This is a genomic window from Arcicella aquatica (genome assembly GCF_034928825.1).
In the GTDB taxonomy this organism is placed as follows: Bacteria; Bacteroidota; Bacteroidia; order Cytophagales; family Spirosomataceae; genus Arcicella; species Arcicella aquatica.
In genome coordinates this window covers 1-8,689 of the sequence record NZ_JAYFUL010000085.1, presented here as the reverse complement: position 1 = coordinate 8,689, position 8,689 = coordinate 1, and the positions used below count along the sequence as shown (strand labels likewise).

Annotated in this window: 8 protein-coding genes; 2 read left to right on the top strand and 6 right to left on the bottom strand. The window is 36.5% G+C overall.

From position 1 onward, the window contains the following. Positions 1–581 precede the first annotated feature (581 nt). Together VB264_RS24730 and VB264_RS24725 are read right to left on the bottom strand one after the other, a co-directional pair. A complete protein-coding gene (locus VB264_RS24730; RefSeq protein ID WP_323254060.1) occupies positions 582–1,670 on the bottom strand; it encodes a complex I subunit 1/NuoH family protein in 1,089 nt (362 codons plus the stop codon). A 177-nt stretch (positions 1,671–1,847) separates the two neighbouring features. Continuing rightward, positions 1,848–3,059 (bottom strand): trans-sulfuration enzyme family protein, encoded by a 1,212-nt coding sequence (locus VB264_RS24725; RefSeq protein ID WP_323254059.1) that lies wholly within the window; start codon positions 3,057–3,059, stop codon positions 1,848–1,850. Positions 3,060–4,050: 991 nt separating this feature from the next. Here VB264_RS24725 and VB264_RS24720 point away from each other — a divergent pair. Together VB264_RS24720 and VB264_RS24715 are read left to right on the top strand one after the other, a co-directional pair. Beyond that, positions 4,051–4,311, top strand: a complete 261-nt coding sequence (locus VB264_RS24720; RefSeq protein ID WP_323254057.1) for a hypothetical protein — start codon at positions 4,051–4,053, stop codon at positions 4,309–4,311. Between the two features lie 254 nt (positions 4,312–4,565). Continuing rightward, positions 4,566–5,876, top strand: a complete 1,311-nt coding sequence (locus tag VB264_RS24715; protein ID WP_323254055.1) for a Fic family protein — start codon at positions 4,566–4,568, stop codon at positions 5,874–5,876. A 334-nt stretch (positions 5,877–6,210) separates the two neighbouring features. On the opposite strand, the gene VB264_RS24710 is transcribed toward VB264_RS24715, so the two are convergent. The 4 genes from VB264_RS24710 to VB264_RS24695 form a co-directional block, all read right to left on the bottom strand. Continuing rightward, positions 6,211–7,062, bottom strand: coding sequence for a hypothetical protein (locus tag VB264_RS24710; protein WP_323254053.1), 852 nt, complete (start codon positions 7,060–7,062; stop codon positions 6,211–6,213). Between the two features lie 164 nt (positions 7,063–7,226). Then, the gene (locus tag VB264_RS24705) at positions 7,227–7,445 is read right to left on the bottom strand and encodes a hypothetical protein (protein ID WP_323254051.1); all 219 of its coding nucleotides are present in this window, start codon (positions 7,443–7,445) and stop codon (positions 7,227–7,229) included. Between the two features lie 131 nt (positions 7,446–7,576). Beyond that, entirely contained in the window at positions 7,577–8,350 is a 774-nt protein-coding gene (locus tag VB264_RS24700; protein ID WP_323254049.1) for a hypothetical protein, read from the bottom strand. 152 nt (positions 8,351–8,502) lie between these two features. Continuing rightward, positions 8,503–8,689: hypothetical protein (locus VB264_RS24695; RefSeq protein WP_323254047.1), on the bottom strand; the 187-nt coding region annotated here is incomplete at its 5' end.

The following is an 8,689-nucleotide window of genomic DNA, read 5'->3' as shown; positions in this document are numbered from 1 at the left end:
TTGTGAACAGATATTTTTTTTCTATACCTAAAAACATTTCCATGCTACAAGTTCTTAATTTTTTTTATCTTATCTAAAAGATGTGGGTAATCAGTAGGACTTAAGTCACCCGCTAATAGGAAAGGTTTTTGAGGATAATAATTTTTACGCAGTCGCTCGTTCTAACGAGTGACGACTATTATAAGGCTTCCAGCCGAAAAGTATTAATAATAAGATGCTTATCACTAGCGAGGGACTTAAGTCCCTCGCTAGTGATAAGGGCTTCAACGATTGGTTTTAAAGACTATTTATGTACATTTAAGCTAATTTAATCAATAATAACATTTCCATTTCAACTTTTTAAAAGATGTGGGTAATTTGCCTTTGTTGGTGTTTTCACCAACAAATCAAGCACACTCCAAAGAAACAATAAAATCCAACTATGAAGTTGATAGGTTGCTGACGCTTAGGTTGTTGGTGAAAAACACCAACAAAGGCGAAATATCTTCAAGTTCTAACGTTATCATAGGCACTAATTCACAACTCAATCATTCACTAACCCACTAACTCACTAACTAACAACTCACTAACTCACAACTAATTCACATCAACAACCGCCAAATGGCCGAAAGAAAAATGCCTAGAATAGCGAAAGGAGTAAGGACTTTCCAAGTAAGATACATCAGTTGGTCAACACGGAGACGAGGGAAAGTCCAGCGAATCCACATTTGAATAAAAACCCCTATATACGATTTAGCAATCAGCCAGAAAAAGCCCCAGAGCGCACCAGCCCAAGTATTAGGCTCGCCAGAAGTCCAGTCAGCTAATCTTAAAAAGCCAATATTTGGGAAAGGCGTATTCCAGCTACCCCAAAATAGTATCGCCCCAAGGATGCTTACCAGTAACATCATGCCGTATTCCGACAAAAATACCAATGCCCAACGCATCCCCGAATATTCTGTATGAAAACCACCTACCAATTCAGATTCGGCCTCGGGCAAATCAAAAGGAGCGCGGTTACATTCCGCCAAAGTAGCAATAAAAAAGATGACATAAATAGGGAAGAAAAACGGAACACGAACGATATTCCATGAAAGAAATCCCCCCACTTTTGAAACATCAATATCCAGAAACTTCAAGCCAAATAAATAATTGGTTTCTTCGGTATAAATCCCTTGTTGTAAGCTAATTTCCTGTAAGTTAAGGCTTTGAGAAATCATCGCTACACAGATTACGGTTAGTCCCAAAGGTACTTCGTAAGAAACAATCTGTGCTACCGAGCGCATCGCGCCAAACAAAGAATACTTATTGTTTGAAGCCCAGCCCGCCATCAAGATACCGATGATGTCGATAGAAATTACCGCTAATAAATAAAACAGCCCGACCTCCGCTTGCGAACCTTGAAGGTATTCGCTAGGACCCAAAGGCAACACGGCAAAGCCTGCAAAAATAGCCACGAAAATAATACATGGAGCAACCAAGAATAGTTTTCTATTGGCCAAAGCAGGAACGATGTCCTCTTTTTGAAGTAATTTAAGCAAATCGGCTATTACTTGGAGCAAACCATACTTCCCTACTTCCATAGGACCGAGGCGGTCTTGCATAAAAGCAGAAACTTTACGTTCGGCATATACACCAACTACGACATTGGCTAATACTAAACTCAGACAAATAAGTAAGGCTATATACATTGTTGTGCTAACCTCACCCCCAACCCCTCTCCTTCAGAGAGGGGAGCTTTTTAGACGCTTTAGTTATTCATGTCTAACTTTGTAAAATACGTTTTCTCCTTCTTTGAAGAAGAAAACGTAGAGTTTAAAGTCCCCTCTCTGAAGGAGAGGGGGTTGGGGGTGAGGTTTTTTTGATGACTATTCCGCCACAGCTGTTTCTTCCTCCTCTTCTTTAGGTAGTAGCAGCGTTGCTTTTTCTAATGCTTGTTCAAAATCTTCTATCAAATCTTCAATCGCTTCTAGACCTACAGCTATTCTTACCAAGCCGTCGGTGATGCCTACTTCGGCTCTTTGCTCAGGGCTTAGTTTAGAGTGCGTTGTTGAAGCAGGGTGTGTAATGATAGTTCTAGTATCGCCTAAGTTGGGTGAAATAGACGCAATTTGTATATGTTTTGATACCTCGTTTACCATTTCAAAACCACCTTTGATGTCAATCGTCAAGATAGCACCACCCATTCTCATCTGCTTTTTAGCTAATTCAAACTGCGGATGCGAAGTAAGGAATGGATATTTTACAGCATTCAAAGCAGGGTTTTTCTCTAATGCTTGTGCCAGTTTGAACGCATTGTCTGAATGTTTCTCTATGCGTAAATGGATGGTTTCTAAGCTTTTAGATAAGACCCACGCATTGAAAGGAGACATTGAAGGCCCTGTATGGCGTGAAAAGAAACGGATTTCATTAATCAACGACTCTCTACCACATATTACACCACCCAACACACGACCTTGCCCGTCGATATATTTTGTAGCCGAGTGAATCACCAAATCAGCACCCCAGTCGGCTGGCGTTTGAATCACTGGTGTAGCAAAGCAGTTATCTACAGCCAAAATCAAGTTATGTTTTGCTTTTAGCTGACAAATCGCCTCAAGGTCGATTAAATCCAAGCCCGGGTTTGAAGGACTTTCGCAGAATAAAAATTTAGTATTATCCTGAATAGCAGCTTCCCAAGCGTGAAGGTCGTGACCATCCACAAAAGTAGTAGTGATACCCCATTTAGGAAGGATTTTACTTAGAATCTGGATACATGAACCAAAAAGGGCTTTTGAAGCCACCACATGGTCGCCAGATTTTAATAAACCCGCCATTGCCGCAAAGTTGGCAGCCATACCTGTAGCAAAAGCGATACCGTCTTCAGTGTTTTCAAGCATACACATTTTCTCTACGAACTCATCTACGTTCGGGTTCATATAGCGAGAATAAATATTGCCTTCTATTTCATCTGCGAAAATGGCACGTCCTTGTTCAGCATCTTCAAAAGTAAAGCTTGAAGTAAGATATAGTGGAACAGAGTGCTCACGGTTTTGTGAACGTTCTGCTTGAATTCTGATGGCTTTTGTCTGTTTTTTCATCGTGTCCTCCGTAAAATAATTTCAACATGGAATGATTAGTGGCTTCACTGTAATCGTCAGAAGCTAATAATAGCCGTAAAGATAAAAGAAAAAAGCTACTAAATCATAGATTTAGTAGGCTAGTTAAGTGTTAGATGGATGATGAATTTTATAAGTAGGTAATTAATTACGTTTATTCCACCTGTAGGGCTGAATTGCATTCAGCCGTTGTAGGTAACGATAGGGGGACGAACATCATGGACATACGCAATATGCCCATATCAGTAGGGCTGAATTGCATTCAGCCGTTGTAGGTAACGATAGGGGACGTACATCACGGACATACGCAATATGCCCATATCAGTAGGGCTGAATTTCATTCGGCCGTTGTAGGTAGCGATAGGGGACGTACATCACGGACAAACATCGTGAGGCTGTCCAAAAAGAAAACCATTGCCAAATATTCTTTGGTTTGAAACCTCACCCCCAACCCCTCTCCTTCAGAGAGGGGAGCTTTTGAGCTCAAAAAGCCCCTTCTCTGAAGGAGAAGGGGTTGGGGATGAGGTCTTTCGCAGAATAATATTTGGTCGTAAAAACTTTTTGGACAGCCTCCTACATTTTATTAGGGTATTATCTAATTCCCAGTAGGGCTGAATTGCATTCAGCCGTTGCAGGTAACGATAAGGGACGTACATCGCGGACATATTACAATCAGCCATTACAAGTAACTATAGAAGATATACATTATGGGCATATACTATATCTCCTTATGTTGTATTGAGATTTTCTATAACTGCCTGTATTTCTGCAATAAAATCATTTTATAGGCTTTAAAATATGTAAATTTTTCAATATTTTATTTGAAAATTTCATACAAATGATATATTTGTGATAAAATAGTATAGCTTCTTAAATACTTTATCCAAACTCAGCATTTATAAAATTACCGTCAATTCTTACGTAGCGTAAATCTAAAATAGTAATAATAAAAATCGGAAAAAGTATTAAAATTATGGATGCAACTTACTATATCAAACCTACCGAAATAAATGATAGTTTACTGAAAACTATTAAAGACCTCTTCAAAAATGAAGAGGAACTTACGATAACGATTTCTTCTGAAAAGAAGCCCAAAGAAACAAAGGAACATCAGGACGAAGTAGAGCAAGCTTACCACAATTCTTTCGGGTGGAGGGAAGACGAGGTAAATACGGAATACCTCATCAAAAAAATCTATTCCACTGGAAAAGGTCGTCAACGTGATATTGACTAGGAGAGTATTTACGTATAACAATCTTTGCAAAAGATTATAACGCTTTATGAATTGCCCGTGAGAACCACGGGCAATTTTTTTGTATTGCTCTTCGACTGTTCATGTAGCACGAGTTTTCAACTCGTGTGTTATTTATGAGTTGAAAACTCGTGCTACATGAACAATCGAAGAATGAAAATCTTAGAGATATTGCGAGATTCTTCGAGAATCTCGCAATATTTAACTAATATTGTGTATAAATTTAATCTTTTGATATGATAGAGAAAGCTCCAATATTTAATCCATTTGAGGATTCCATAGCTTCTATGGATTTAAGAAAATCATTACAAATGAATGGTACATTAAAAAATATTCAGGACGATTATTTGTATTGGGATAAAGTCAAATATAAATCAAAAGAAGTTCTGCCAATAGACTTCTGGAAAGCTATAAAATTTGATAGGTACTTAAAAAGTACAAGGTTATCCTTTGGGAAATATGATTTTACTTACTTGCTCACAAATTATATACAACAAACACTCCATCATTTTGATTTAAATATTGGTGGTACTTTAGGAAGTAACATTGGAATTGCTGAAACAGATAAAAATAAGTATGTGATAAGTTCTATCGTGGAGGAAGCCATCTCAAGTAGCCAAATGGAGGGGGCTAATACTACGAGAAAAAAGGCCAAAGAGATGATTCAGAAAGAGTTGAAGCCTAAAAATAGATCAGAACAGATGATTTACAATAATTATGTTACAATGAAACATATTATTGCCCATAAAAATGATGACCTAACACCTGAAAGCCTTTTGGATATCCATCAGCTAATCTCACACGATACCCTTGATAAAGATGAAGAAGGAGTATTTAGAGATAACGACGATATTCATGTCATCAATCATATCAATAGTGAAATCGTTCATACCCCTCCGCCCAAGGATGAATTACCTGAATTAATAGAAATGCTCTGTAACTTTTTCAATCATGATGATGATAAAACCTTTATTCATCCGATTATCAAAGGGATTATTATTCATTTTATGATTGGGTGGATACATCCTTTTGCGGATGGCAATGGACGAACAGCCCGAACATTATTCTATTGGTATATGCTGAAAAAGGGATATTGGCTTACTGAATATCTTTCTATTTCCAGAATCATCAAAGATTCTAAAATACAATATGAAAAGGCATATTTATATACAGAAATCGACGATAATGATTTAGGCTATTTTATTACCTATCATATCAAAACGATGGAAAAAGCATTTGAGGCACTGAAAGCTTATATCGCTCTCAAACAAAAAGAAGTAGTGCAGGCGGCTAAGTTTGTAAAGATTCCGAGTGTGAATGAGCGGATGGCACAAATCTTAAAAATATTTAGCGAAGATTCAGACAGGGTGATGAGCATTAAAGAAATAGAGAATAGGTTTAATATTTCAAACTTCACTGCAAGAGCAGACTTAAAAACCCTTGTAGAATTAGGTTTTTTAACCATTGTACAGGTCAATAAAATCAAGCAAAACTATATCAAATCTGATAACTTTGAGGCTATTCTTGAAAAATATCAGGTGCATTAATCTTATGGATTACTTGGAAAAAGTATAACTTCGATACACATTATTCGCTAACCTTCGAGATATTGCGAGATTCTTCGAGAATCTCGCAATATCTCGAAGTTCTTATCTTTTCATCATCAAACACCGATAAGCGAAAGTTGGGCAGACAATTACGACTTCAAAACCTTGTGTTTTTTGTGAATAAACTTAGTGATTTCCCAAAGGTTATTTGGTTCGAGCCTATCGACACCACATGCTTAGAAGGAGAAGGGGCTTTTTAGGTTAATATTGAAATTTCGGGCGAGTGGCTATTGGGTAAGTGGGGAGCCGTAGGATAACTTATGACATTTGATTATTATGCTAATGTATTAATAGCTTCTAAGGTCTTTTGAGAATATTCATCGAGCTGACTTTCTGCCCAAAGTCTTATGCAGGGTACACGTTCTAAAATTTTGGTCGCTTCATCATATTTTTTGGCAAGTGATTTTAGCTTTGGCTCTGCCAACAATATATCAAATTGGGCTTTATTCTGTGCTGCATAGTCTTGTAAAAGCGTAAACTTACCAAAATTGAGCGTGGCTTTTCTGATAATAGATTCTGGTAATTTCAAATCTAAACTTATCGGACTTACAATATTATAAGTGCCATTTTGCCAAGCAAATGGAAATATATATTCACCAATTTTTTTATTTTCCTCTATTTTATGCTTCGTGAAAATCTGTTCATCACCCAGTTTTATCTTTTTGCGGTATTCTTTGATTAAATAGTCTTCAGTATGGGTTTTATACGGACTTTCTTCTAAATCATATACTGATAGATATATATCTTTTAATTGGCTAACAATTTGCTTGAGGTCATCGGTGAATAAAACACTCGTTTTGATTTCACCAAATTGCAAAGCAGATGCATCTCGTATTAATATTTCATTATTAATAAAATCTAACGGGCGATTTTTATAATCATTAAAAATTTCGGGTTGACGATTAAGCGCATGAACTTTACTATCAATACCTTTAAAAAAAGCTTTTAAGGTTCGTTCGGCAATGCTATTAGGATAGGCTGCACGAAGACGATTTAATTTTTCAGGAAAAACAAAAGCTATTTTCTGCTGTTCAGGAAACAGCACCAACAACGCTACATTCAGCACTTCTCCTGAAGCCGAATTATAGCGATATTGAAGGGGGCAATATTGAAAAAAGCTGTTCATTTATATAATGTTTTAATCCTAATGCTGGTGTTGCTTTGGAAGAAAATGAAATCCTTCACACAAAGTACTCGTAGTGTTATTAAGCGATTTTCCTTGTCAATAAATCACAAAACTTATCAGGCTTAGATTTTATTTCGGTAATATAATCTTTTATCAAAGCATAGTTACCTATCTGGAACTCGTAATTCAAATTGCCGAGCCAACATATTGCCAAATAATTCTTTAGCAATGGCATGTTGCTGAGTGAGTTGCCGTTCAGTAAACATCTTAACTAAAAATGGTTTTAGTTGTTTGTCTTCATCAACCACCATTACTCGCCATGGATATGTAGAACCACCAGAATCAACAATTTCTTGAAAAGATATCGCATCGTAAATTTGCAAGGTAGTGATTGTTTAAATTTGTTATTCAAATATACAGTTTTTGGATAAATAAAGAAGGACTCAATATGACAAAATGCCGTAGCACGAGTTTTCAACTCGTGTATTATTTTACGAGTTGGAAACTCGTGCTACTAATACCCAAACGTAAATTTATTCAATACATTACCATTGTAGGTTACTGTAATAGCGTTCACTCGTTTATGTTCATCCAGGCTGTAATCTACGTAGTTCGGTATGCCACTAAAAATAAATGACCTCGGAATCATTTTAGAACAAAACAGCGTAACGATTTCGTTAGGATAACCTAAGGCTAGAAATTGAGTTTTCTCAGCCAATAAATACAACGGATTCACTACAGACGTAAATGAACTCATACTATAAGTAATGTCTCGACTACCATCTTTGTTACGGAACCGCGTCAACTGTCCACTATTATCATAGTCGTAGCTATAAAAGGCATTGTTGGGGTTGCCAGAATAATATTTAATCAACTGTCCGTTGCTATTATAAAGCCATGTTTGATGATCAGGTAAAGACATCTCTGTTCCATCTTCATTATAATGATATTCATAAGTACTGCTTCCATCTGGATAATCAGCCCCTTGATAGGTATATTTTTTGGTCTGAATTAAGTTTTGACTATTTCTAGTAAAATCATACGTCCTGACAAAATCCGTATCCTTATTAGCATTAATGCTTGTGATAGTGTACGACGTTATGATAGTATCTTGCCAAACGAACGCAAGATTAGTAGGAGTCTTTTCGTAAAAAGACTCAATCGTTAGTGTTTGTGGCAAGAGAGTTACTGCTTCTTTGGGGGTAATATCATCTGGTTTTTTAGATGAGCAACCTCCTATTATTAAAATAAGGAGGAGTAATGTGATTTTTGTATAGTGTTGTAGCATGGGGATAATAGTATTAAAGTTTATTGTGTAAAAAACAGAAGCCTTTTGAATTGCTCCAAAAGGCTTTTAAAGGTATAAAAAAAAACGATTAGTTACTATACGTAACAGATTTTACGTGAATTTCTTATCCCTAGCGAGGGACTTATTAGCTTTCATAAAATAACCGTTCCTTTTGTATTTTGGTTAATGTTTTTACAGATTGTTCCAAGAAAGTTATCTTGGTTGAACAATCCTACATATTTTCGAAGGTCATCATGGTTTTCATGTGTAGTATATTTATCAAGCCACGTTTTTACATGTTGTTTGAGTTGTTCGAATTGGTCTTTATAAGGGTGCATG